Annotated in this window: 18 protein-coding genes and 1 pseudogene; 1 reads left to right on the forward strand and 18 read right to left on the reverse strand. The window is 71.7% G+C overall.

Annotated features, from left to right (window positions below; all coding sequences use genetic code 11):
- Nucleotides 1–689 precede the first annotated feature (689 nt).
- The gene (locus tag OH768_RS07145; RefSeq protein ID WP_406451171.1) at nt 690–2,228 is read right to left on the reverse strand and encodes a hypothetical protein; all 1,539 of its coding nucleotides are present in this window, start codon (nt 2,226–2,228) and stop codon (nt 690–692) included.
- 329 nt (nt 2,229–2,557) lie between these two features.
- Nucleotides 2,558–3,373 (reverse strand): annotated as a pseudogene (locus tag OH768_RS07150) (BTAD domain-containing putative transcriptional regulator); the annotation flags it as partial.
- Nucleotides 3,374–3,433: 60 nt separating this feature from the next.
- Here OH768_RS07150 and OH768_RS07155 point away from each other — a divergent pair.
- On the forward strand, nt 3,434–4,159 hold the full coding sequence (locus OH768_RS07155) for a phosphatase PAP2 family protein (protein WP_406451173.1): 726 nt from the start codon (nt 3,434–3,436) through the stop codon (nt 4,157–4,159).
- Nucleotides 4,160–4,166: 7 nt separating this feature from the next.
- Here OH768_RS07155 and OH768_RS07160 read toward each other — a convergent pair whose 3' ends face one another.
- Genes OH768_RS07160 through asnB form a run of 16 tightly spaced genes read right to left on the reverse strand, consistent with a single transcriptional unit; the run spans nt 4,167 to nt 24,688 of the window.
- Entirely contained in the window at nt 4,167–5,492 is a 1,326-nt protein-coding gene (locus tag OH768_RS07160; RefSeq protein ID WP_406451175.1) for a glutamate-1-semialdehyde 2,1-aminomutase, read from the reverse strand.
- A gap of 7 nt (nt 5,493–5,499) precedes the next feature.
- Complete coding sequence (gene rfbC / locus OH768_RS07165; protein ID WP_406451177.1) at nt 5,500–6,051, reverse strand: dTDP-4-dehydrorhamnose 3,5-epimerase; 552 nt, start codon at nt 6,049–6,051, stop codon at nt 5,500–5,502.
- On the reverse strand, nt 6,048–7,286 hold the full coding sequence (locus OH768_RS07170) for a polysaccharide pyruvyl transferase family protein (RefSeq protein WP_406451179.1): 1,239 nt from the start codon (nt 7,284–7,286) through the stop codon (nt 6,048–6,050). Before OH768_RS07170 ends, rfbC begins: the two co-directional genes overlap by 4 nt.
- Complete coding sequence (locus OH768_RS07175) at nt 7,283–8,230, reverse strand: glycosyltransferase family 2 protein (protein WP_406451181.1); 948 nt, start codon at nt 8,228–8,230, stop codon at nt 7,283–7,285. The genes OH768_RS07170 and OH768_RS07175 overlap by 4 nt, the downstream gene beginning before the upstream one ends.
- The gene (locus OH768_RS07180; protein WP_406451183.1) at nt 8,227–9,525 is read right to left on the reverse strand and encodes a hypothetical protein; all 1,299 of its coding nucleotides are present in this window, start codon (nt 9,523–9,525) and stop codon (nt 8,227–8,229) included. The genes OH768_RS07175 and OH768_RS07180 overlap by 4 nt, the downstream gene beginning before the upstream one ends.
- The gene (locus OH768_RS07185; protein WP_406451185.1) at nt 9,522–10,796 is read right to left on the reverse strand and encodes a DUF4910 domain-containing protein; all 1,275 of its coding nucleotides are present in this window, start codon (nt 10,794–10,796) and stop codon (nt 9,522–9,524) included. The genes OH768_RS07180 and OH768_RS07185 overlap by 4 nt, the downstream gene beginning before the upstream one ends.
- Nucleotides 10,793–11,818 carry an NAD-dependent epimerase/dehydratase family protein gene (locus OH768_RS07190; RefSeq protein WP_406465176.1) on the reverse strand — a complete coding sequence of 342 codons (1,026 nt, stop codon included), beginning with the start codon at nt 11,816–11,818 and terminating at the stop codon, nt 10,793–10,795. The genes OH768_RS07185 and OH768_RS07190 overlap by 4 nt, the downstream gene beginning before the upstream one ends.
- 5 nt (nt 11,819–11,823) lie before the next feature.
- Nucleotides 11,824–12,471 (reverse strand): PIG-L deacetylase family protein, encoded by a 648-nt coding sequence (locus OH768_RS07195; RefSeq protein WP_406451187.1) that lies wholly within the window; start codon nt 12,469–12,471, stop codon nt 11,824–11,826.
- On the reverse strand, nt 12,468–13,262 hold the full coding sequence (locus OH768_RS07200) for a sugar phosphate nucleotidyltransferase (RefSeq protein ID WP_406451189.1): 795 nt from the start codon (nt 13,260–13,262) through the stop codon (nt 12,468–12,470). The genes OH768_RS07195 and OH768_RS07200 overlap by 4 nt, the downstream gene beginning before the upstream one ends.
- Nucleotides 13,259–14,512, reverse strand: coding sequence for a class I SAM-dependent methyltransferase (locus tag OH768_RS07205; protein ID WP_406451191.1), 1,254 nt, complete (start codon nt 14,510–14,512; stop codon nt 13,259–13,261). The genes OH768_RS07200 and OH768_RS07205 overlap by 4 nt, the downstream gene beginning before the upstream one ends.
- A complete protein-coding gene (locus tag OH768_RS07210) occupies nt 14,509–15,750 on the reverse strand; it encodes a glycosyltransferase family 4 protein (protein WP_406451193.1) in 1,242 nt (413 codons plus the stop codon). Before OH768_RS07210 ends, OH768_RS07205 begins: the two co-directional genes overlap by 4 nt.
- Nucleotides 15,751–15,752: 2 nt before the next feature.
- Nucleotides 15,753–17,042 carry an O-antigen ligase domain-containing protein gene (locus OH768_RS07215; protein ID WP_406451195.1) on the reverse strand — a complete coding sequence of 430 codons (1,290 nt, stop codon included), beginning with the start codon at nt 17,040–17,042 and terminating at the stop codon, nt 15,753–15,755.
- 1 nt (nt 17,043) lies between these two features.
- A complete protein-coding gene (locus OH768_RS07220; RefSeq protein WP_406465177.1) occupies nt 17,044–18,579 on the reverse strand; it encodes a right-handed parallel beta-helix repeat-containing protein in 1,536 nt (511 codons plus the stop codon).
- Nucleotides 18,576–20,552, reverse strand: a complete 1,977-nt coding sequence (locus OH768_RS07225) for an alginate lyase family protein (protein WP_406451197.1) — start codon at nt 20,550–20,552, stop codon at nt 18,576–18,578. Before OH768_RS07225 ends, OH768_RS07220 begins: the two co-directional genes overlap by 4 nt.
- Complete coding sequence (locus OH768_RS07230; RefSeq protein WP_406451199.1) at nt 20,549–22,738, reverse strand: bi-domain-containing oxidoreductase; 2,190 nt, start codon at nt 22,736–22,738, stop codon at nt 20,549–20,551. Before OH768_RS07230 ends, OH768_RS07225 begins: the two co-directional genes overlap by 4 nt.
- Before the next feature lie 15 nt (nt 22,739–22,753).
- The gene (gene asnB / locus OH768_RS07235) at nt 22,754–24,688 is read right to left on the reverse strand and encodes an asparagine synthase (glutamine-hydrolyzing) (protein ID WP_406451201.1); all 1,935 of its coding nucleotides are present in this window, start codon (nt 24,686–24,688) and stop codon (nt 22,754–22,756) included.
- Nucleotides 24,689–24,691 lie beyond the last annotated feature (3 nt).

The raw sequence follows: 24,691 nt of genomic DNA on the forward strand, positions 1-24,691 counted from the left end.
CTCGATCACCCGACCGGCGTAGCGCGCACAGCAACGAGGCGCAACGGGCCCTCGCTCCCCCAGGGGTCCCAGAGTGCTCGCCGAAAAGACAACGCTAAGTGGTCGAGTTTGGAAGTCCTTCGGGGTTTGACGCTGAGGAAGCTCCCGTGCTTGGTGGTGGCGTGGAACGTGGCCGAAGTGCGAGTCGACCTTCAAGTTGGATGAAGGTCAACCATCGGGTCCATGGACGGCACCACGGAACTACTGAGCATCAGCGCCTTCGCGCGGCGAGTGGGTCTCGCTACGAGCGCCCTGCGTCTCTACGACGGTTGCCGTGTCCGTCCGGGCCCGCTGGGCGTTGAAAGTACGACACGTGCAGCGCTTGAACTCGCGTCGGGCCAACTGTGCATTGAGCCCGGCTCGGGCCTGCTGTGCAGTGGCGGCCCCTGTCCCTGCCCGGCATCGGGGCCGCAGGGCAACTCCCGGTTCCCCCGAACCGTGTGAGGGGTATCGCCGAGGTGAGCTCAGAAGGGACATATCTTTGTGCCGTGACCGCGATGCGGACACAAACAGCTCAGGTGACTTCGTCTTCTCCCCTGCCCCGCGCCACGCTGGCGCTGGCCCGGCTGCTGCGCAGACAGTCGTACGGATCCGGGTGCACCGGGAGCGATGCCGCCGGGTCCTGGAGAAACGCCACTGCGCGGTGCCCGTCAGTTCGGCTTCAAGCCTCCTTCGGAAAACGAGAACCCACGGCCCTTGGCCACCTCCTGAAGGAAGTAGGCCGGGCTGTTCGGGTCGTCCGACGCGCCGCCGACGGCCTCCGACTCGGCGAAGAACTCGACGGCCTCCGTGCTCCGTCCCTGGTCCGCGAGCACGACCGACAGCAGCCGGGTGGACATGAAGAGCGTCAGCGGGTCGTCGCCGCCGCGGGACTGCCGGATCCCCTCGCGCAGATCGGTCTCCGCCGCTGTCAGATCACCGCGGATGAAGCCGAGCCAGGCCCGGATGTGCCGGGTCTGCGACGGCAGCCCCGGGTCGTCGCCCAGGTCCGCCGCCGCGACCGCGTGGTCCGTGACGCGTTCCAGTTCCCGCTGGTGCGCGGGCCCGGCGAAGAGCCCGCTCGAGGCGATCACCGACAGCGCGGCGACGACGATCTGCGAGGCGTCCGGGATGTCGCGCAGCACCCGGGAGAACACCGCGACCAGCAGGGTGTGCTCGGCCAGCAGCCAGGTACGCGCCTCGGCGGCGTCGGCGAACCGCATTCCGGTCAGCGGCACGGCGAAGAGATGGACGCTGAGCGAGCCGGCCCGCTCGGTCGCGCTCATGGCCTGGAGCAGAGTGGCGTGCAGGAACATCGTCAGCCGTACGAGTGCCGCCTCGCGGTCCGCGACGGGGTCCTCGCGCTCAGCACGGCGGGCGGCGAACGCCCGTACCAGATCGTGGAATCGGTAGCGGTCGGCCGAATGCGGTTCGAGCAGACCGGCCTCCACCAGATGCTCCAGCTGGTCCTCGGTCTCCGCTTCCGGCTGGTCGAACAGTACGGCCGCGACCGCGACCGGGAAGTCCGCGGCGTCGAGCAGCGCGCACAGGCGCGTCGCCCGGGCCTGCGCGGGGGCCAGGGCCCGGTAGCCGACCTGGAAGGTGGCCTCCACCGAGATGCCTCCGGCCCGCAACTCGTCGAGCTGGTGCTCCTCGGCGCGCAGCCGCAGCAGCTGCGCACCGAGCCCGCGTCCGGGACGGGCCGCCGCGCGGGCACCGATGATGCGCAGCGCCAACGGCAACTGCCCGCACGCGTGCACCAGTTCCAGCGCGAGGTCCGGGTCGGCGGTGATCTCGGCGTCGCCGGTGAACCGGCCCAGCATGGCCACCGCCTCCTGCTGATCGGGCACCGGCACCTCGAAAGGCGTCGCACCCGGCGGTACGAGCGACCGGTGCCGGGTCGTGATCAGCGCGGCGTTGCCCGGTGTGCCCGGAAGCAGCGGCGTCACCTGGGCGGTGTCGTACGCGTTGTCCAGGAGCACCAGGATCCGGCAGTCGGCGGTCAGGGTGCGGTGGGCCCCGGCGCGGGCGGTGGGCGTCGCGGGGATCGTGGCGGCGGGCATGCCGAGCGCGAGCAGGAAGTCGACCAGTACGTCCGCGGGATCGGCGGGTTGGCCACCGTCGCCCCGCAGGTCCACATAGAGCTGTCCGTCCGGGTAGTCGCCGCGGATGCCGTGCGCGAGGCGCAGCGCGAGCGCGGTCTTCCCCACACCGCCGATACCGCTGAGCACCGCGAGCGCGACGGCTTCCCCGCTGGGCCGCAACGCCGGCCGGAGCCGCTCCCCAGCCGCTCCCGCCCGACGAAGTCGCCCGGCGCCGGAGGCAGTTGCTGCGGACGGACACCGGCCAGGACCTCGTCGGCCGGTGTGGTCGCGACCTGGTCGGTGTCGGGGGCGGCGCCGCCCGATGCGATGCCGTGCCCCTGTCCCTGCCCCTGTTCCTCGGGGCGCGACTCGAAGGGGTCGGGCTCGGTGCCGCCGAGGATGCGGGTCTGCAGCTCGCGCAGCTCCGGTCCCGGGTCCATACCCAGCTCGGCGACCATCGTGTCGCGGGCGGCGGCGTAGACCGCGAGGGCCTCCGCCGCCCGCCCGGCGCGGTGGAGGGCGCGCATGCGGAGCGCGTACAGGTCCTCCCGCAGCGGATGGTCGGCGATCAGCGAGATCAGCTCCGTCGCCACGCGGGCGTGCTCACCCAGTTCGTCGGCGCACCCCAGCCGCGCCACCTGGGCGTTCAGCCACAGCTCGGCGAACCGTCGGCGGTGCCGCTGGGCGTAGGGACCGGGCACCCCGGACAGCGGCTCCCCCGACCACAGTGCCAGCGCGGCGTCGAAGGCTCGCAGCGCGGGGCCCGCCTGCCGGGCGGCCCGCAGTTCCTCGCCGTCACGGACGAGCCGCTCGAAGCGCAGGGCGTCGACGGCCCGCTCCGGGATGTCGAGCCGGTAACCGCCCTGCGTGGTCTCCAGCCGGGAACGCTCCTCGCCCAACGAGAGACGGATGCGGCAGACGTACGTCTGCACCGAGCGCACCGCGTTCCCGGGCGGCTCCTCCCACAGCGCGTCGATGAGGTCGTCGAGACCGCACTGCCGCCCTTCCGCGAGCAGCATCCGCACCAGGACCGCGCGGTGCAGCGGACTGCCCAGATCCAGTGGACGCCCGTCATCGCGACCGCTCAACGCCCCCAGCAGCCCGAACTCGTACCCCTCCACCGCCGTTGCCACCTGCCGGAGGCGGCCCGCAACCCCCCTCATCTGCGGCTCCATCGGGCCGGGCGGCAGGGCCGACGGCCTACGGTTCCTCCTCGAAGCGGTACGGCAGCGCCTGTGCGTCCACACCGGTTCGAACCACCGCGTCCGCATTGCGGTTAGGGTGCTGATGGCTCGCGAAGGGGACACGACGGGGGGCTCGCGTTGGATCGTGTGGCAGGAGAGGACCTCGAAGCCGGCCCGAACGAGATCGCGGCGCGTGCGGTGCTGCCCCCGTCGCTGCGCCCCCGGCTCGGGCTGATCGGGGTTCTCGCCGCGCTGGTGGTCGTCGCGCTCGGGGTGCTGTACTCCGGGCACAGCGCGCCCGGTGCGGTGGACAGGTGGATCTTCCCGCCGACGGCGGACAGTGTGCGGGCACCGTGGCGCCAAGTCGCCCTGGTTCTGGACTTCTTGGGGGAACCCGCGGGGTCGGCGATGGTGATCGTGGCCGGTGTGGTGGGCTGTCTGGTGCTTCGGCTTCCCCGTGCGGCGGTGCTCGTCGTCGCCGGGGCCGGCGCGACCGTGGGGACGACCACGGTGCTCAAGCATGTGGTGGGACGGACCATCCACGGGCCCGGCAACCTGTCCTACCCGAGCGGGCACACCGCCTTCGCCACCGCGCTCGCCCTCATGGCGGCGCTGTTCGCGACGGACCGGCTCGGCCTGGGCAGGACGGCCGGTACGTCCCTCGTGCTCGCGGCGGGGCTGGTGGCCGGCACGATCATGGGCTGGGCGGAGGTCGGGCTGGGCGCGCACTACCCGACCGACGCCCTCGGCGGCTGGTGCACCGCGCTGGCGGTGATTCCGGCGACCGCGTGGCTGGTCGACCGGGCGGCCGACCGGCTGGGTGATCGGCCCTTCCGTCGGACCGCCGACGCCGGTCGGCGCGAGCCCCGCTGACGTCACCTCACGCCAGGCGGCGGAACACCGGCTTCACCGGCCGCCCGGCCAGCCAGGGAGTGGGGTCGGCGGCGTCCAGTGCCTTCCGGTACACCGCGCAGGCCTGGGCCACCACGTCGACGGTGCGGTCGATGTCCTCGTCGTCGATCGCGCTGCTCACCACGAAGGACGGGGCGAGCACTCCGCCCGCGAGGAGCCGGCGCAGGAACAGGGTGCGGTACTGCTGCGACGGCTGCCCGTTCTCGTCGAGGGTGGCGAAGACCAGGTTGCTGGCCCGCCCCCGGACGACGACCTGGTCACCGACGCCCATGGCCGCCGCCGCGTCGCGGACACCGGCCGCCAGCCGCTCGCCGAGGGCGTGCAGCCGCGCGGTGATGCCCTCCTCGACGTAGGTGGTCTGCACGGCCATCGCGGCGGCAAGGGAGTGCGTCTCGGCGCCGTGGGTGGTGGACAGCAGGAACACCCGGTCGCCGGAGTCGCGCAGCCCGCCGCGCTCCATCAGGTCGCGGCGCCCGGCCAGCGCGGAGACCGCGAATCCGTTGCCCAGCGCCTTGCCGAACGTGGAGAGGTCGGGGACGACGCCGTAGAGGCCCTGGGCGCCCGCCTCGGACCAGCGGAAGCCGGTGATCATCTCGTCGAAGATCAGTACGCAGCCGTGCCGGTCGGCCAGTTCGCGCAGGCCGGCGAGGTAGCCCGGCGGCGGCTCGGTGTGGGTGGCTGGTTCGAGGATCAGGCAGGCGATCTCGTCCGGGTACCGGGTGAGCATCTCCTCCGTGGCGGCCAGGTCGCCGTAGGGGAAGGACGCGATGAGCTCGGTGGTCGCCGACGGGATGCCGGCGGACATCGGTGTGGTGCCGATGAACCAGTCGTCGACGGAGAAGAACGGATGGTCGGAGCAGAGGGCCACCCGTGAGCGGCCGGTGGCGGCACGGGCGAGGCGTACCGCGGCGGAGGTGGCGTCGGAGCCGTTCTTCGCGAACTTCACCATCTCGGCGGTCGGCACAGTGGCCAGGAAGCGCTCGGCGGCCTCGACCTCCACGATGGACGGCCGGACGAAGTTGCTGCCGCGGCCGAGTTCCCGCCGCACCGCCTCGATCACGCGCGGGTGGGCGTGGCCGAGGCTGACCGACCGCAGGCCGGAGCCGTACTCGATGTAGCGGTTGCCGTCGACGTCCCACACGTGGGCACCGCTGCCGTGGCTGATGACCGGGGCCAGGTTCTCGGGGTACTGGTCGTCGCCCTTGGCGTAGGTGTGAGCGCCCCCGGGGATCAACGCGTGCAGCCGCTCGTTGGCTGTCCGCGACAGGGGCAGGTCAAGCACTTCGGTGTCCACCAGGACCTCAACTTTCTCTGTGCTTCAGGACATCGGCGAGGCCCGGCGCCTCACGGTCCCGTTGGGACATCAGTGCAACCGGCAGCGGCCAGGGAATGGCGAGCTCCGGGTCGTCGAAGGCGATCGTCACGTCCTCGGCCGGATCGTGCGGGCGGTCGATCCGGTACGAGGTGTCGGCGGTGTCGGTCAGTGCCTGAAAACCGTGCGCGCATCCCGCGGGAATGTAAAGAGTTGGCTGTGATTCTCCTGTGAGCTCAAAGGAGGTCCAATTGCGGTAAGTCGGAGAATCCGGCCGCAGATCCACGACGACGTCGAAGATCCGCCCGTACGAGCACCGCACCAGCTTGGCCTCGCCCGCGCCGGAGCGCAGGTGCAGGCCGCGCACCACGCCCCGGACCGAGCGGGACAGGCTGTCCTGCACGAAGGCGTCCGGGTCGAGGCCCACCGAGCGGACCACGTCGGCGTCGAACGTGCGGCAGAAGAAGCCGCGTTCGTCGGTGTAGGGCGTCGGCTCGAAGAGGTACGCGCCGGCGATCTCCGGGACTTCGGTCGCTTTCATGGAGACTCCTGCCGGGCGTGGGCGTGGGTGTGGTCGGTCGTGGGGAAGACGGCCGCGGTCAACGAGCTGAACTGGTCCTCGAGTTGGCGGGCGGCGGCCTGGTTCCGCTCGGCGAGGGTCTGCCGCAGTTCGGGCGCTCGCTTCTCCAGCGCCCGGAATTGCTCCAGCAACCGGTCGGCGTCGACCTCGCGCGCCGGGTGGCAGTACGCGCCGAGGCCCATCCGCTCCATGAGCGCGTCGCTCTTCGCCGCGTAGCTGAGCGCGAGCACCGGTGTGCCGGTCTTCAGCGCGCAGATCAGGTTGTGGTAGCGGACCGCCACCACGGTGTCGGCGGCCACCATCTCGTTCATCAGGTCGGCCAGTGAGGCCGGTTCGGCCGCGGTGACCAGCGGGGAGTCCACCGCGTCGAGGATCGCGGCGACCACCGTGGCGTCGCACCGGTCGCCGGTGAGCAACCGGACCGGCCTGCCCTCCTCGACCAGGGTGCGGACGAACCGGATCGTCCCGTCGAGATAGCGCCGGTAGATCTCGTCGGCCCGGGTGCGGTCGTCGTTGCCGCCGTGGAAGTCCATGACGCCGACGCAGACCGGGCCCGGCGCCTGCGAGGGCGGGCTCGACGGCGGTGCCGGCAGGGAGAAGGCGAGGTCCGGGTAGACCTCGTCGCGCGCGGTGTTCACGCCCATCGCCCGCATGGCGTCCCTGGATTGGGCGTCCCGGTAGGACCGGTAGGCGGCCAGGCGCCCCGACCAGCGGACCAGGGCGCGGGTGGGCCGGTTGCGGATCTCGGCGGCGCCGACGCTGACCAGCGCGACCCGGGTGCGCGTCAGCCGGCCGCTCGCGCAGAGCAGGAACAGCGAGTACGGGAAGCCCCAGGGCCGTAGCGGCAGGGTGGCTTCCAGGACGCCCATGCCCGGCACGATCACCACGTCGTGGCGGCGTACCCAGGCGGCGGTGCGGAAGACGTCGACGAGTTTGCCGAGCCCCTTGGACGCGATCGCGCTCACGCGGGACGCGGTGCGGTACTCGGCGCGGTTCCAGTGCATCCGGGTGGCGGGGATCCCGAACCGGGCCGTCACAGCCTCGGGCCCACCGCACAGCGCGTCCACGACCGCGTCCGGGTGGTCGGCGCGGAGGTAGCCGAGGACGGCTTCGAGCGATCCGTCGTTGCCGAGGTTGCCGGAGCCGAGCAGGCCGAACACCCCGACGCGCACGGGAGTTGATACCGCGGACGTCATGCGTGCCTCCCTTCGCGGCCGGCGACCAGGGCGTCCACGGAGACCGTGAGCTGGGCCGGGTCGACCGGGGCGCGGTCCTCGACCCGCTCGCCGGCGCCGGGCCGGACCCGGCTGGTCATCCAGGAGGCCAGGTGGCGGTAGCAGGCGCGCCGGTCGGCCGGGGACAGCGGTGCCCGCCGGATCGCGGAGGCGAAGCCCCAGACGTACTCGGCGAGCAGCCGGGGCGTCGGGTGCAGCGCGCCTGCCCGGCGCGGGTCCAGGTTGACGCAGCGGGCGCGCTTGGAGGGGTTGGCCCGCTCGGCGCGAGTGGGGTGGTCGCGGCGGAAGTAGAGCAGTTCCGGTACCTGGTGGAAGCGTCCGTGCAGGGTGATCTCGGCGACGAAGGTGCGGTCCGCGTGGTGGTAGCTGTCCATCGGTTTCACCCGGCGCAGCATGTCGGCCCGCATCACTCCGTAGAAGTCGTCGCCGCCCGGCTCGAACAGCAGACTGCGGAAGCGCTCGGGTGCGTTCGGAGAGCCGGTGGCGAGCGTGTACTCGTACGGGACCGTCACCTGGCCGTCGCCGTCGATGACCGCCTGGCCGGTGTGGGCGAGAATGGCGTCCGGCCGCTCGTCCAGTGCTCCTATGCAGCGCCGCAGCAGGTCGCGGCCGTAGAGGTCGTCGTGCGAGGCCCACTTGAAGAGCTCGCCGCGGGACTCGGCGAAGACGTGGTTGTGGTTCGGGGTGGCGCCGATGTTGCGGGGCAGCCGGACGTAGCGGATGCGGGAGTCCTGCGCGGCGTACTTGCGGCAGATGGCCTCGGTGCCGTCGGTCGAGGCGTTGTCGGAGACGACCAGCTCGAAGTCCTCGTAGGTCTGGCCGAGCAGGGCGTCGAACGACTCGGCCAGGTACTCCTCGCCGTTGTACACGGGCAGGCCGATGCTCAGCCTCGGTCGGTCGGTCATGAGGTCCTCAATTCGGGGATGGGTTCGCGTTGGCGCTCGCGCAGGGCGGAGCGCAGTTGCAGCCACCACACGGCCGAGCCGCTGATGGTCGCGGCGGCGACGCCCCAGGCCGAGCCGGCCGTGCCGCCGAGGGCCGCGCCGCCGAGCCCGCCGCCGACGTAGCAGGCGGAGGCGAAGAGCTGGCAGCGCAGGCTGCGGCGGGCGGCGCCGAGCGCGCGGAGTCCGGCCGCGGCGCCGGTGCCGAGGCCCGCTCCGGCGACGCTGAGGGTGATCTGCACGATGAGGTGCGAGGAGGAGTGCCAGACGTCGCCGAGCGCCAACTCGCCGAGCCGGCCGGGCATCAGCAGCAGCGCCGAGCCCCAGAGCAGCGCGCCGACGGCCTGTCCCCCGCCGAGCATCAGGCAGAACCTGCCGAGTTGGTGCGGGGCCTGCCGCAGCACGCGTGCCGCCTCGGGGACGGTGACCAGCGAGAGCCCCATCAGTACGGCGAGGAAGGGGCCGAGGAGGAGTTCGGCGCCGCGCACCGCGCCGACCGCGCTCACCCCGACGATCGCGCCGAGGCCGTACGCCCGCAACTGGCTCGCGCCGCTGAGGCTGACGTTCTCGACCAGGTACCGGTAGCCGAGGTCGCGCTGTTCGCGCAGCCAGCCGCGGGCCTGGGCCGGCCGGGGCCGGATGCCGGACTGGATGCAGCCGTATCCGGCCGCGACCGTGGCGGACGCGCCCCAGGCGAGCACGAAGGCGGCCACGGTGCCGACATGGGCCGCCACCACCATGGCGGGGACGAGCGCGATGCCCCAGACGACGTCGTTGACGAACGCCTTCCGCCCGTCGCCTGCGGCGAAGAACGAGAACCGCCAGGCGTCCTGGAGCAGCAGCCCCGGCATCATGAGTCCGAGGGCGGCGAACGCGGGCCCGACCCGGCCGCCGAGGCCGAGTCCGGCCGCCAGGCACAGCACTCCGAGGGCCGTGCCGACGCAGAGCGCGGTGCCCGTCGAGCGGGCCACCGCCCCGCGCCAGGACGCCTGCGGCACCCCGCTGAAGCGGACCACGAGCGGGTCGGTGGCCAGGCCGCGGGAGACGTTGAGCACCACTCCGTAGGTCACCCAGGCGAGGCTGAACACGCCGAACGCCGTCACCCCCAGCGAGCGGGCCACGTAGATGCCCACCGCGAAGTTGCTGATGCTGGAGGCCGCCTGGTCGGCCAGTCCCCAGGACAGCCGGCCGACGAGGGCCCGCTTGGCGGACCGGGCCGGTCTCGTGGCCTTCTCCCCGTCGGTGGTCGTCGGCGTCATGTCTTGATCAGCCCGGCCTCGTGCAGGGCGTCGGCCGCGCCGGCGACGCTGTCGAACGGCAGCCCGGACCGTTCGGCGACGTCCAGCAGACTGTGCTCGCCGTCGGAGAGGTTGAGCACCCAGAGCATGGCCATCTGGGCCTGCTTGGTGTCGCTGCGTCCGCCGAGCGCGTCGTACAACCCGCGCCGGCCCAGCTGGGGTTCGCCGTAAGGGCTGAGGTTGAGGTACCGCCGGTTGCGGTCGAGAACGGCGAACGCCTCGCGGCAGACGGCGAGGGTGTCGGCCATCGCCTCCGGGGAGACGAAGTCCGGGTTGTCCGCCGAGGTGTGGTACTCGGGGTACCCGGCGTACGGGGTCCGGCTGAGCGAGCCCACGCCGAGGTTGAACCCGGGTGAGCAGTACTGCCGCTCGTCGTACCCGTACGGCGTGAACTCGTCGACGCGGTGCGGGCGTTCGGACGCGGTCAGTACGTGCCGCAGGACGCGGTCGATCTCCGCGTCGCCGCGTCGACTTTGTTTGTACGTCAGTTGACCCGAGTCGCCTGCGCAGGCCAGCACCAGCCCGTGCTTGACCCGGTCCACCCGTTCCGCGTTGCGGGCCAGCCAGGTGATCGCCCCGATGGTGCCGGGCGCGTAGATGAACCGGTAGGTGTAGTACGGCGTTTCCCGCGCCAGCGCGCGGGCCAGGAAGGTCGCGACCGCGATGCCGGCCAGGTTGTCGTTGGCCAGCGACGGGTGGCAGGTGTGGCAGGAGACGATGACCTCGTCGGCCACCTGTCCGGGGACCACGTGCTCGGCGTAGGTGAGGTGGCCGTCCGCGAGGGTGGAGTCGACGCGTACCTCGTAGTCGCCTTCGGGCAGCGCGTCCAGGGTCTCCTGGGCCAGGCAGAATCCCCAGTCCGGCTTGTAGTAGCTCGTGCGGTACGGCACCCAGGACGGGTGGTCCGGCATCGTGTGCAGGTGTTCGCGCAGCTCGGTGAGCGGCATGGTCTTCGACACCGGCACGCTGTAGCCGAGTACGTGCAGGCTGGACTCGGCGAAGTCGACGACCCGCCGGCCGGTGGCGTCGGCGATGTACGCGTCCCGGATGTTCCACTCCTGCGGAACCGTCCAGTCGAGGACCTGGGTCCCGGTCGGCACCTCGTGCACGTTCAGCGGGAGGTACTCGCCGACGATGTCCAGGGTGGCGCGCACACCGTCGCCGGTGATGCTCCGGCAGAGCGGGTACAGCCGCTCCACCAGTGCGTGCATCTCCTCGCCGACTGCGGTCATCGGCGCCACCGCAGGGTGTCGTCGACGGTGCCGGCGTCGGTGGCCGCGCGCAGTACGGCGAGGCGGGTGAAGCGCTGCTCGAAGTCCTCCCGGGTCAGCCCGAACTTCCGGTAGGCGTCGGCGAGTTCGAGCGCGCCCTGCTTCACCGTCCACTCGCAGTCGAAGTCGGGGATCGCGGTGCGGAAGCGGGAGAAGTCCACCCGGTACGAGCGCGGGTCGGCGCCGTTCTCGCCGGTGATCACGACCTTCGCGCCGGACACCGCCTCGGCGACCTGATCGGCGATCTCGGCGACGGTGACGTTGTTGATCTCGCTGCCGATGTTGAACGCCCGGTCGTGGACCGCCTCGCGCGGCGCGGTGAGCGCGGCCGTGAAGGCGCGCGCGATGTCGGCGGCGTGCACGAGCGGGCGCCAGGGGGTGCCGTCGGAGAGGACCAGCACCTCGCCGGACAGAAGCGCGTGGCCCACCAGGTTGTTCAGCACGATGTCGGCGCGCAGCCGGGGCGAGTAGCCGAAGGCGGTGGCGTTGCGCATGAACACCGGGGTGAAGTCGTCGTCGGCGAGCGCGTGCACGTCGTCCTCGACCCGCACCTTCGACTCCGCGTACGGCGTCACCGGGCGCAGCGGGGCGTCCTCGGTCACCAGGTCGTCGCCGCCCGAGGCGCCGTAGACGGAGCAGGTCGACGCGTACAGGAAGCGCCGGACTCCGGCGTCGCGGGCCAGCTTTGCCAGTCGTACGGACGCGTGGTGGTTGATGTCGTAGGTGAGTTCCGGGGCCAGCGAGCCGAGCGGGTCGTTGGACAGCGCGGCCAGGTGGATCACGGCGTCGACCCCGGCCACGTGCTCGGCGGTGAGGTCGCGCAGGTCCACCCGCACCCCGGGCGGGTCGGCGGGCTGCGGGCCGAGGACGGAGTCGGCGAACAGGCCGGCGTCGAGGCCGACGACCTCGTGTCCGGCAGCGGTGAGGACGGGTGCCATCACGGTGCCCAGATAGCCCTGGTGTCCGGTCAGTAGTACGCGCAAGGTGTTCAACCCCCCAGGTTGAGCGTGAGTTTGGTGACGGCGAACGCCTCGGCGTAGCGCGCGTGGCATTCGATGCCGCGGATCCGGGCGAGGCCGAGGAAGGCCTCCCGGTCGTACCACGGCCGGTGGCGCTGCGAGGGGTAGTGCTCCTGCAGCAGCCGTACCTTCTCTTCGGCGGTCTCGGTCTCCAGCGGCTGGTAGGCCGCCGGCCGGCCGAGGTCGCCGTCCCACTTGACGATCTCGTAGCCGAGCACGAGGTGGTCGCGGAACGCGGTGGTCATCAGCTTCGCCAGGCCGCGGTGGTCCTGGTGGGCGTCGTCGGTGCGCGGCGCGAGGACCAGCTCCGGCTCGCTCTGCGCGCGGAGTTCCTCGACGGCGGCCTTGGCCTCCTCCCAGTGCGCGGGCAGGCGGCCGTCCGGCAGTTTGTGCACGGTCAGCCGCAGGTCGGCGCCCGGGCAGAAGGCGGTGAGCGCGGCCTGTTCCTCCTGCTCGCGCTCGCTGCCGCCGCCGGAGAGCACCAGCGCGTCGACGCGGATGCCGGGCCGCGCCTGGCACAGCGTCAGCAGGGTGCCGCCGGCGCCGATGGCGATGTCGTCGCAGTGGGCGCCCACGACGACGATCCGGTCGAGAGGACCGGCTCCGAGCCTGATCACGCACGCACCCCCGCGCTGTCCCGCTCCCACACGGCCCACGGGCGGTCGCCCCGCGCGTAGGCCTCGTCGAGCGCGGCCCGCTCCTTCACGGTGTCCGTCGGCTTCCAGAAACCTCGGTGCTGATGCGCCACCAGCCGTCCCCGCTTGGCCAGTTGGGAACATCCGTCGGCGACCAGGTCACCGTTCTCCGGTATGTGGTCGAAGACCTCCTGGCGGAGCACGAAGTAGCCGCCGTTCTCCCACAGCGGCATGTCGCTCACCGCGGTGATGCCGCCCACCAGGCCGTCCTCGCCCAACTCCACGCAGTGGAAAGAGGATTGCGGCGGCACGACCATCATCGACGCGCCCGCGTCGCGCTGGGCGAACCGGTCGATCATCTCCGGCAGCGGGGCGTCGGTCAGGACGTCGGCGTAGTTGGCGAGGAACATCTCGTCGCCGTCCAGGTGGTGGCGCACCCGGCGCAGCCGCTCCCCGATGGGTGACTCGATGCCGGTCTGCGCGAAGGTGATCGTCCAGTCGGCGATGTCGGTGGAGAGCAGCTCGGTCTGCCCGCCGCGCAGCACGAAGTCGTTGGAGGCGGTCTCCTCGTAGTTGAGGAAGAAGTTCTTGATGTGGTGGGCGCCGTAGCCGAGGCACAGGATGAACTCCTTGTGCCCGAAGTGCGCGTAGTAGCGCATGACGTGCCAGATCAGGGGTCTGGGCCCGACCATCGCCATCGGCTTGGGGACGTCGTCGGAGGTTCCGTTGCGCATGCGCATCCCGTAACCGCCGCAGAACAGGACGACCTTCATGCTGTGACCTCTTTCGACTGCGCGGCCTCGACGATGCCCAGTTCCGGGATGGGGAAGACGAGCCGGCCGCCCCACTCGTGCACGAAGGACAGTTGCTCGACCAGTTCGGCCCGCAGGTTCCACGGGAGGACGAGGACGTAGTCGGGCTTGTCGGCGGCTATCTGCTCGGGCGGGAGGATCGGGATGCGAGTGCCGGGGGTGAACCGGCCGTGCTTGTACGGGTTGCGGTCGACCGTGTACGCGAGCAGGTCGGGGCGGATGCCGCAGTGGTTGAGCAGGGTGTTGCCCTTGCCGGGGGCGCCGTAGCCGACGACGGTCTCGCCGCGGTCGGCCGCGTCGATGAGGAACCGCAGCAGGTCCCGGCGCACCTTGGCGACCCGGGCGGAGAACTCGGTGTACCCGGCCAGTTCCTGCAGCCCGGCGGCCTTCTCCCGGGCCAGCACGTCGGCCACCCGCTGCGAGGGCTCTCCCGCGACCTCGGCCGGGCGGGCCCACAGGCGGATGGAGCCGCCGTGTGTGGGCAGCAACTCGACGTCCACGAGGGCGAGTCCGCCGCTGGCGAGGGCCCGGATCGCCGAGGCGACCGTGTAGTACTGGAAGTGCTCGTGGTAGATCGTGTCGTACTGGTTCTCCTCGATCAGGGTCAGCAGGTGCTGCACCTCGATGGAGACCCAGCCGTCGTCGGCGACCAGGGCGCGCAGCCCCTGGGTGAAGCCGACCACGTCGGGGATGTGTGCGTACACGTTGTTGGCCACGACCAGGTTTGCCGGGCCGTGCTCGGCGCGGACGGCGGAGCCGGTGTCGGGGCTCAGGAAGTCCGTGAACGTGGGCACACCCGCCTCGCGCGCCGCGGCACCGACGTTCACCGAGGGTTCGATGCCCAGGCAGCGGATCCCCCGGTCCACCACGTGCCGCAGCAGGTAGCCGTCGTTGCTCGCGACCTCGACCACGAAGGCGTCGGAGCCGAGGCCGAGGCGGTCCACCGCGCCGTCGACGAAGGTGCGCGCGTGCTCCACCCAGGAGGTCGAGAACGAGGAGAAGTACGCGTACTCCTTGAACGTCTCCTCAGGCGTGATCAGCGGCGGTATCTGCGCCAGCCAGCAGTCGGTGCAGACCCGCAGATGCAGCGGGTACGCCGGTTCCGGCAGGTCCAGTTGGTCCGCGGCGAGAAAGCTCTCACACGGCGGTGTCGCCCCAAGGTCGACGACGCTCGCCATCGCTTCCGAGCCGCAGAGTCGGCATCGTGTCATCTGCTGTCCCCATCCCCCCTGCTCGCGTGGGTGTCCCCATCGCGAGCCTGTGCTGACCGACCCGCGATCGCGGTCCGGTACTCCTCCAGCAGGCGCTCCAGGCCGACGGCCGGGCTGAATCCCTGCTCGTAGCGGCGTCGGGCCGCCTCACCCATATCCCGGTTGCGGTCCGGGTCGGCCGTGATCCGGCGGATGCCGGACGCGAGCGAGGCGGCGTCGCCCGGCCGGTGCAGCAGCCCGGTGACGCCGTCCTCGACGAGTTCGACGAAGGCGCCGTGACCGGCGGCGACGGTCGGCACCCCGGCCGCCATCGCCTCCACGACCACCAGGCCGAACGCCTCCAGCCAGGTCGAGGGCGCCACCACGGCGACGGACCGCGCGATGGCCTTGCGGCACTCCGCCGGGTCCAGCAGGCCGACGTAGCGCACGTCGTCCCGGCCGGCCGCCCAGGCGGTCACCTCTTTCTCCAGCGGCCCGGTGCCTGCGATCACGAGCGGGACGCCCGCGCCGCCGCCCGCCGCGACCTCGTCCCACGCGGCCATGAGCAGCCGTACGCCCTTGGCCTCGGCGAGCCGGCCGAGATACAGCAGCTGCTCTCCCCCGCCCGCCCGGCGGATGTCCGGTTCGGGGACGAAGTTGTGCTTCACCGCGAGGCGTTCGGCCGGCATGCCGGAGCTCACCAGGACGTCTCGCTGCGCGGCGGAGATGCACAGGAAGCGCTCCACGCCGGTCCACCAGCGCCGCCGGTTGGCCGACAGGCTGACCGCCAGCGGCACGGTCGCGAGGCGGGAGTTGCGGTAGCAGCCGTGCCGGACGGCGGGCAGCGGCGTCGAGCCGACGCACTCGGTGCAGGGCCGGCCGTCCCGCTGGAGTGTGCCGGGCGGGCAGACCTGGGTGTAGTTGTGCAGCGTGGCGACGGCGGGTACTGCGGCGTCGGCGCAGGCGGCGAGGACCGCGGGCGACAGGAGCGGGAACACGTTGTGGACGTGCACCACGTCCGGCCGCTCGGCGCGCAGTCTGGCGGCGAGTTCCCTGCGCACGGCCGGGTTCCACGGCACCAGGAGCGGTACCGCGACCTTGCCGAGGAGGGAGCGGGCGCCGATGTCGTCGCTGCGCCGCTCGAACAGCTCGACCCGGTGGCCGGCCGCGCGCAGCAGCTCCACCTCCTGGTCTACGACCTTGTTCTCCCCGCTCGGCTGCGCCGAGTTGTAGCGGTTGTGCACCACGAGGACGTGCATGCTCAGTTCACCTCCGATCTACGGGCCCAGCGCGGGACGCGCCGTCGAGGGGCTTCGGGCAGCGCGAGCGGAGCGGCCTGGGCGGGTGCCGCCAACAGCGAGGCGGCCAGGGCCAGATGGAGCAGATAGGGCGAGGCGTCGCCGAGGCCGGCCTCGGTGTACGAGGCGATCGCGCAGTAGCTGATCAGGAAGATCGCGCAGGCCCGCTGCAAGGACGGCGGGCGCAGCAGCGCGACGCCGCCCAGCACAACGATGATCACCGCGACGAGGGTGACACCGATCAGACCCTGCTCGTTGTAGACGGCCAGCCAGCTGTTGTCGATCGGCAGCCCGCCGAACGACTTGTCGCCCAGGCCCACGCCGAACAGCTTCTCCGCTGTCGACCGGGGCTCGGCCAGCAGAGCGTTCCAGACCTTGGCCCGGCCGGTGAGACTGGAGAAGTTCTCCTGGCTCTGTCCGCGCAGGAACCACGTCTGCAGCGCGGAGGCGAAGCCCACCGCGGCCACCCCGGAGATCAGCACCGCCCAGGTGAAGAACCGGCGGGCCACGGCGCTGGTCAGCATGAGCGAGCCGATCGCGAGCGCCAGCCCGAGCAGCAGGCCGAGCGTGGCCGTCCGGGTGTGGGTCAGCGCGAGCAGCACCAGCGACGGCACGATGACCAGCACGGCGCTGGTCCGGTCGGTCCGTTTGCCGATGACGAGCAGCACGGTGAGCCCGGTGATCACCGCCGCGTACTGCCCGATCTGCGGCGGGGTGAGCGGCCACAGCGCGCCGACCAGGCGTCCGCCGTAGAGGTCGGGCAGCGCCTTGCCCGGGGAGACGACCAGGCCGAGGGCCACCGAGCCGAGAACCGCGAAGTACGCCCGGATGTGGTACCGGACGAACGTGAGGCTGCCGTCCCACCAGCGGCTGAGCAGCCACAGGGTGCCGACGAAGAGAGTCAGCCGGAAGCAGCGGAACAGCGCGCCCATCCCGGACTCCAGGCTCGCGCTGGAGATCACGCTGGACACCAGCAGCAGGCTGAGCAGCAGCACATAGGCGCTGGACCGCACGCGCACCCGCTGGTTGACCACGAGTGCCAGGCCGAACGCGGCGACCAGCGAGCCCATGGTGACCATCTGGATGAGGGAGCGGGGCAGCGGGACGATGGTCTTCGCCCCGGCGGAGCCGAGCGTGTTGAGGACCAGCAGCCCCCAGACGATCCCGACGGCCTTCGGTGTGCCGGCCGGGCGCGGTTCGGCGCCGGGCACCGTCCCCGCCGTGTCCGGTCCGCGCGTCAGGTTCTCACCCATCTCAACCACCGGCCTGTAGGTCGAGGGTGCTGCCCTTGTCCTGCTGGTAGGGCGTCGCCTGCCACTGCCCGAAGTCGAGCACCCGGCTCTGGTCCTCGGCGACGAACTTCCACGGCCCGACGTAGACGTTGTCGTGCCAGCTGTTGTGCTGCTTCTCGGTGATGGCGTCGGCCACCCCTTCGCCGTGGTACGGCGACCAGTCCGGATAGGTGCCGTAGTTGGACAGCACCGCCATGCGGTCGCACATCTCCGTGCACTTGACGACGGACTCGTCGAGCACGAAGCGGTTGTCGTGGATGTCCACCCACTGGGTCTTCCACCGGCAGTCCGAGTAGAGCGGGGCCTTGGCGATCGCCGGTCTCACACAGCTGCTCGTCTTCTTCACCAGCAGGGTGCAGTCACCCGAGGAGGTGTTGGCCGGGCTGTTGCAGTACCGGTCGGCGTTCTCCCACAGGGTGATTCCGGACCAGTTGTTCTCCAGCACGTTCCCGTAGATCTCGATCTTGTGGGTGCGGGCCTTGACCCGCGGTTCGCCGCCGGACTCGGACAAGTAGACGGTCGCGTACGGGAAGTTGTCGCCGCTGTCGGCCGCCTTGCGGCCCTCGACCCGGTTGTTCCGCCGGATCGTGTTGTCCCGGATGACCGCGTTGTAGCTCGTCTCGTAGATCAGTGCGGCACCGTCGTTGGCCTCGATCACGTTGTTCTCGATACGGAAGTCGTTGTTGTTGGTGTCGGCCCACAGCCCGGCGCCGCGGTTGTCGTGCACCCAATTCCCGCTGATGTCGGCCCCGTTGACCTCCCAGAACTTGATGCCTCCGGTGCAGCCGCAGCCCTTCTTCTTCCGCTCCCAGTCGCCCGTGTTGTTGCCGACGATCTCGTTGCCCTGGACCACGAGGCCGGTGAGGGGGCCGTTGCCCTTGTAGGCGTTCATGCCGTACTGGCCGTTGTCGCGCAGGCAGTCGGCGCGGACCTGCTGGCGGGCGCCGGCCATCAGTCCGGCGCCGGAGTTGTCCTTGATCGTCGTGTGTTCGATGACCCATCCGTCGGCCGAGTCGTGGTTGACGACGCCCTCGTCCTGCGGCGCGACGAATCCCTGCACGGTGAGATAGCGGATGGTGACGTCGGCGGCGTTGCCGGTGAAGGCGTACTGGTTGACCTTCCGGCCGTCGAGCACCGCGCCCGGCGCGCCGATGTAGTGGTCCCCCTTCTTGGGGATGACCTGGGCATAGCGGTCCCGCTCGAGTCTGTGCGTGCCCGGCTTGAGCCAGAACGTGGTGTTCGGGGGGCTCTTCTTGGTCTTCGCCGCCAGGTCGCCGACCACCTTGGGGTCCACGGTCACCGCGCCCTCCGGCGCCTTCGCCGGTCCGGCGGCGGGGTTGGCGCACACCCGGGCCACGGACCGGGCGGCGGACGTGGCCGTGGACGGCGCGGCGTTCGGCTTCGTCGTGGCCGGGGCGCTCGACGTGCTGTCGCAGCCGGTCGCCGTCAGCAGGAGCAGTGCCAGCGGTGCTACCGCCGGCGCCCAGTGCCGTCTCATGTTCCCCACGCGCCCCCCTGGCCGCGGAACCCGAGCACGGTGGTGAACCCGTCCGTGCCGTCGGCGAAGCCGGTGCCGATCAGCGTGGTGGTGGGTTCCTTGCGCCCGAATCCGGCGGAGTACCAGCCCAGCGGCGGTTCGCTCTCGCCGCGGTGCGCCCGCCAGGACAGTTGCTCGGGCAGTTCGAGCACCGCGGAACGCCCCTCGCCGTCCCGGATCCAGGTGAGCACCGCGCGGTGTCCCGCCAGGTCCGCGGCGATCGCCGGGCCGAGGTGGAACGCCAACCGCACGTCCCGGCGCGGGCTGTGTTGGCAGCGGACCTCGTCGACGATCCTCAGCTCCTGGCTCGCGGCCGTCAGCTCCACCCGGCGGCGGTGCACCGAGCCCTGGTAGCCGTCGTGCTCGGCGGCCCAACGGGCCACCCCTGCCCCGGAGTTGTCCACATCCAGGACGCGGGTGCGGGCATGCCGGGTCCACAGGAACGGGCCGCCGGACACGGACTGGTCAGCGCCGTCCAGCTGGAGGGTGTTGTGACCGAGGGTCGACCGGAAGTACTGCCGCCACGCGGGCTGTCCGTGGTAGCAGTACGTCCCCGGGTCGGCGAGCACATCGATGCCGTCGTGCCGGACCTCCACGGACAGCGCGTCCGCGTGGGCGTGCGCGGCGATGGACAGGAAGCCGTGCGGACCTCCGTCGCAGCGGCACCAGATCTCCTCCGGACCGCGCAGGACGGTGAGCCCCGCGTCGGCGAAGTGGGCGGGCCTGGTCGCCGGGCGGGCGGTTCCGTCCTTCGCGTACGGCCGGAGGAGCGCGGCCAGCAGCGGGGTGCGCACATCGGTGCCGGTCACCTCCGGCCACCAGTCGAGCCGGCCGAACACCGCGTCGCCGGTGGCCAGCAGCGAGCCCCAGCGGTCGGTGCCCTCGCCGTCCAGGATCAGGCCGTGGCCGTCGTCCGCGTCCCCCTGGCGGGGCGGTCGCAGTCGGTTGTCCACTACAGCGGCGAGCGCGTCGGTCATCCGCAGCAGCACCAGCCGGAGCGACTCGGGCACCGGCACGCCTGCGGCGTCCGCCTCGGCCACCGCGGCAAGACCGAGTTCCAGCACGAGTCCGTGGTACTCGGTGGCCAGCTCACGGTTGAGGCCGGAGTCGAAGGTGTTGGCGCGCAGCTGCCGCTCCAGCGAGCGCAGCGCGTCGGAGCGCCAACGCGCCGACGAGGGGAACCAGTTGAACGCGCAGGCCGCGGCGGACTGCCCGGCGGTCTCGGCGATGACGTGGTTGTTCGCCGAGGAGCCCCGGCTGGGGAAGGCGGCCAGCCAGCGCTGGTGGTGCCAGATCTGGTTCAGCGCGACCGGGTTGTCCTCGAACAGCTCGGCCGCGCCCGGCCAGCCGTCGAGCAGCCGGCGGATCCACACCCACGACAGCAGCCGGATGCCCAGCTCGATGCCGCTGATCCAGTGCACACCGCGCAGCGGCGGGTTGGCCGCCCACCACGACCGCAGGTGCCCGGCGACGCGCTCGGCGTACCGCTCGTCCCCGGTGACCGCGTAGGCGGCGGCGAGCACGGTGAGGTACTGGTGCCGGGACGGCTCCCAGATCTGCTTGATGTCCCCGGCCACGTCCTCGTCGCGGTACGGCACGTCGAAGGCGTAGCCCGACGGGGCCCGGCGCCCGGTCTTCGGGTCGTAGAACCAGTCCGGGTCGGTGAGGTCGTCGCGGACCACCCCGAAGAACTCGGCGTGCCCGGCCATCAGTTGGTCCGCCTCGGCGACGAGGCGTTTCGCGGCGTCCGGCGGCACCTCGGCGATCGTCCCCGCGGGCAGGACGGCGGTGAAGCGGGCGCCGGTGACGCTCGGGCAGTCGGGCGGCGCCGACCGCCAGCGCCGTCTGCGCACGGTGTCGCCCGCCCGGCCCGCGATCTCCCGCGGGCCCATCCGGGACAGGCGGCGCAGGTACCAGCCCGCGCTCATGGTCATGGCGTCCTCGCCAAGGTCACCGGCGCGCCGCCGGCCAGGCCCGCCCGCACGGCGAGGGTGGCCGCCGTGGTGGCGACCAGCGACTCCAGCGGCACCGGCATCGGTCCACCGGTCCGCACGGCCTTGATGAACGCGGCGAGTTCGGCGTTCTGGCCCTTGTCCCGGGCCTTGGGCAGCCGCGAACTGACCCACTTCTTGCGGCCGTGGACGGAGGCGCGGACGAAGTCGTCGAGCCGCAGCACCTTGCCGTCCGCGACCAGGTCCAGGGTCTCCTTGGGGAAGCCGGGGGCGCCGGTGGTGACGTAGCTGATGGTGGCGGTGGAGCCGTCCGGGTAGCGCAGGACGACCTGGAGGTCCTCGTTGCCGGGCGCGGCCGTCGCGTACACGGAGACCGGGTCGGCTTCGAGCAGCCAGCTCGCCGTGTCGATGAAGTGGCCGCCCTCGCCGGCGAACCGCGAGCCCTCGGCGCCCTGTTGGAGGTACCAGCTGCCGTGCTGGAGCTTGCCCGCGTTGACCAGGTAGCGCAGGCTCGCCGGACCGGTGCGGGCGCCGAACCGCTCCTTGGCCTCCTGGAGCAGCGGCGCGAAACGGCGGTTGAAGCCCACTTGGAGGCGGTCGTTGCCGGACTCCCCCACCGCCGCGAGTACGCCGGCCAGCTCGTCCTCGGTGAGGGCCAGGGGCTTCTCCACGAACACGGTCTTGCCGGCCAGCAGCGCCTGCCGGGTCAGTTCGGCGTGCGAGCTGTGCCGGGTGACCACGAACACCGCGTCGACGGACTTGTCGCCGAGGACGGTGTCGAGGTCGGTGGTCGCCTGGGCGAAGCCGAACTTCCGCTGCGCGTTGGCCCCGGAGAGCGCCGTCGTGGTGACGACGGTCGACAGCTCGACGCCCTCGCGCCGGGCCAGGTGCGGCAGCAGCATCGACGTCGCGTAGTTGCCCGCGCCGACGAACGCGACACGTACCGGCGCGTTGGCGGACCGGGCCGGGGCGACGGTCTTGCCGCTGCGTCGCACCTCGGGCACGGACACCTCCGGGGCCGCCGATTCCCCTTGTTCCTCCGCCTGTTCGGGGTACCGGAACAGCACCGCGACGGCCTTCAGTTCGCCGTCCTTCAGCCGCCGGTACGTCTCGACGGCGTCGTCGAAGTCGGCGATGTGGGAGACCAGGGGCTCCACGTCGACGCTGCCGCGGGCGAGGAGGTCGAGGAAGCACGCCAGGTTGCGGCGCTCGGTCCAGCGGACGTAGCCGATCGGGTAGTCGCGTCCCTCCAGCTCGTACGACGGGTCGTAGCGGCCGGGGCCGTAGGAGCGCGAGAAGCGGACGTCGAGTTCCTTCTCGTAGTACGCGTTCCACGGCAGGTCCAGGCGGCACTTGCCGATGTCGACGACCCGGCCGCGGTCCCGTGCGAGCCGGGCGGCCAGCTCGACGGGCTGGTTGCTGCCGCCCCCGGCGGCCAGGAACACCTGGTCCACGCCGTGGCCGTCGGTGAGTTCGGCGACGGCGGCCTCTACGGCAGCGGAGGCGGGGTCGCCGCAGGCCGCGGCGCCGAGGCGCTCGGCGAGCTCGCAGCGCGCCGGGTCCGGGTCGGCGCCGACGACGCGGACTCCGGCGGCGGTGAGCAGTTGCACCACCAGCTGCCCGATCAGGCCGAGGCCGATGACCAGGGCGACCTCGCCGAGCTGCGGCTCGCCCTGGCGGACGCCCTGCATCGCGATCGAGCCGACGGTGCCGAAGGCCGCGTGCCGCGGCGCGAGGCCGTCGGGGACCGGGGCGTAGAGGTTCTTCGGCACCCAGTTCAACTCGGCGTGCAGCGCGTGCTCGTTGCCCGCGCAGGCCACCAGGTCGCCGACCTTCACATCGTCGATCCCGGCGCCGACCTGCTCGACCACCCCGCACAGCGAATAGCCCAGCGGGGTGTAGGAGTCCAGCTTGCCCATCACCTTGCGGTAGGTGGCGGGCACCCCGTTGGTGGCCACGCTCTGCATGACCTTGGCCACCTGGTCCGGCCGGGAGCGGGCCTTGCCCAGCATCGACATGCCGGCCTCGGAGACCTTCATGAGCTCGGTGCCGGTGGATATCAGCGAGTAGGCGCTGCGCACCAGCACACCGCCCGGCTTACACCCCGGTACCGGAACGTCGAGCACCGCCAGCTCGCCGCTCTTGTAGTTCTGTACAACCTGCTTCACCAGAACTCCTGATTCCTAAGCCGTCGACCGAGTGCTCTGGGCGGAGCCAGAGGTCGCGTCGCGATACCAGTACTCGAGGGTCAGTACATGCCACAGATGCTTGGAGTAGTCCGCCTGTCCGGCGGCGTCCTCGGCGACCATCCGGGCCAGCGCGTCGCGGCGCAGCAGCCCGGACCGGACGAGCTCGCCGTCGTTGACCACCTCGCGCACCAGCGGTGCCAGATCCCGGCTCATCCAGGCGCGCAGCGGGGCGCTGAACAGGCCCTTGGGCCGGTACACGATCTCGCGCGGCAGGATCGAGGTGGCCGCCTCCTTGAGGACGGCCTTGCCCTGCCGGCCGACGATCTTGCGACTGCCGGGTACGGCGAACGCCGCCTTGACCACCTCGATGTCGACGTACGGCACCCGGACCTCGGTGGAGGCGGCCATGCTCGACCGGTCCGTGTAGGCGAGGTTCAGGCCCGGCAGGAACATGCGGGCGTCGGTCAGGCACATGCGGTTGACGAAGTCGTCGAGGTCGTTGTCCTGGTAGACGTCCGTGTGTTCGGTGACCACGTCGTCGACCGTCCCGGCCAGGTCCGGGTTGAGCAGGGCGAGCAGTTCGTCCTGGTCGTACATGGTGTAGCTGCGCCGGAACGCGGTCTCCTCCGGCAGTTCGGCGAAGGAGAGGAACCGCTTCGCGAAACGCACCGACCGGTAGCCGCGGCGGGCCGAGGCGACCGGCAGCCGGTCCACGACCCCGGACACCCCGCGCCGCAACGGTCGCGGGACGCGCTGGTAGCGCAGCGCGAGCAGGTTGGCAAAGTGCTTGCGGTAGCCCGCGAACAGCTCGTCCGCGCCCATGCCCGAGAGCATCACCTTGACCCCGGCCTCCCGGGCGGCCATGCAGATCAGGTAGGTGTTGATCGCGGCGGGGTCGCCGATCGGCTCGTCGAGGCTGTACGTCATCTGCGGCAGCAGGTCGAGCACGTTGGGCGCGATCTCGATCTCGTGCAGGTCGACACCGAATTGCTCGGCGACCTGCCGGGCGTAGCGCAGGTCGTCCGGCATCGCCTCGAACTTGGCGTCCTCCGCGCGGAATCCGATGGTGTAGGCGGAGATCCCCGGCTGGTGGCGGGCCGCCAGCGCGGTCAGATAGCTGGAGTCGAGACCGCCGGAGAGGAAGGTCGCCACGGGTACGTCGGAGATCAGGTGGCGGCGGGTCGACTCCTCGACGATGGCGGCGAGGTCCGGCTGTTCACCGGCCAGGGCGCGGTCCCGGCCCTCGGCGGCGACGTCCTTCAGGTTCCAGAAGCTGCCGCGCTCCACCCGGCCGTCGGGCCGGCAGCGCAGCCAGCTGCCCGGCGGCAGCTTCTCCGCCTCGCGGAACGCGCAGCGCGAGTCCGGCACCCAGTAGTAGAGCAGGGACGCCACCAGCGCCGCCTGGTCCACCTCCAGCGACTTGCCGGTCACGGCGGCGAGCGCCTTGAGCTCGGAGGCGAACATCAGGCCCTCGCCGCGCCGGAGCAGGAACAGCGGCTTGATGCCGAGCTGGTCGCGGACGAGCACCAGGTCGCCGGTGCGCTCGTCGAAGATGCCGAACGCGAACATGCCGCGCAGTCTGGGCAGGCAGTCGGTGCCCCAGCGCCGCCAGGCCTCCAGGACCACCTCGGTGTCGGAGGTGCCGCGGAAGCGCACCCCGGTGGCCTCCAACTCGGCGCGGAGTTCGGGCGCGTTGTACAGCTCGCCGTTGTACGTCAGGGCGAGGCCGTCCGAGACCATCGGCTGGGCGCCGGTCTCCGACAGGTCGACGATGGCCAGCCTGCGGTGCCCGAGCTGCACCTCGCCGTCGCCCAGGGGGTGGCCGTAGCGGCCCGAGCCGTCCGGGCCGCGGTGGGCGAGGGTGTCGGTGAGCCGGTCGGTCACGGCCTTGCCGTCCGGCCATCGGTACGTGCCTGCGATGCCACACACGTC

It is taken from the genome of Streptomyces sp. NBC_01622 (genome assembly GCF_045209635.1).
Lineage (GTDB): Bacteria > Actinomycetota > Actinomycetes > Streptomycetales > Streptomycetaceae > Streptomyces.